At 55.9% G+C, this 372-nt stretch carries 1 protein-coding gene; it reads left to right on the top strand.

The genetic code is table 11. From position 1 onward, the window contains the following. Positions 1 to 36: 36 nt before the first annotated feature. Positions 37 to 372: 2Fe-2S iron-sulfur cluster-binding protein (locus SB816_RS30155; protein WP_410548011.1), on the top strand; the 336-nt coding region annotated here is incomplete at its 3' end.

The following is a 372-nucleotide window of genomic DNA, read 5'->3' as shown; positions in this document are numbered from 1 at the left end:
CCGGATACGCGATCCGTTCCACAAAGGAGGAACATCGTGAGTGAAACAAGGACGTTTGAAATATTCCGCTACGATCCAGACCGGGATCCCAAGCCGTACATGCAAACGTACGAGATAGCGGTTGCCGATAGTGACCGGATGTTGCTCGATGTACTTGTCCGCCTCAAGGCACTGGACGAGACGCTGAGCTTTCGTCGTTCGTGTCGTGAAGGCGTGTGTGGTTCGGATGCAATGAACATCAACCGCAAGAACGGGCTTGCTTGCATCACCAACCTCAACGATCTCCCCCGCCATACGGTGCTGCGTCCGCTGCCCGGGTTGCCGGTCGTTCGCGACCTGATCGTGGACATGACTGCGTTCTTCAAGCAGTAC

The organism is Achromobacter sp. SIMBA_011 (assembly GCF_046535435.1).
Taxonomy (GTDB): Bacteria; Pseudomonadota; Gammaproteobacteria; order Burkholderiales; family Burkholderiaceae_B; genus Achromobacter; species Achromobacter dolens.
Note: the sequence above shows the minus strand (reverse complement) of the source record. Positions and strands in the feature narration are given on the sequence as shown.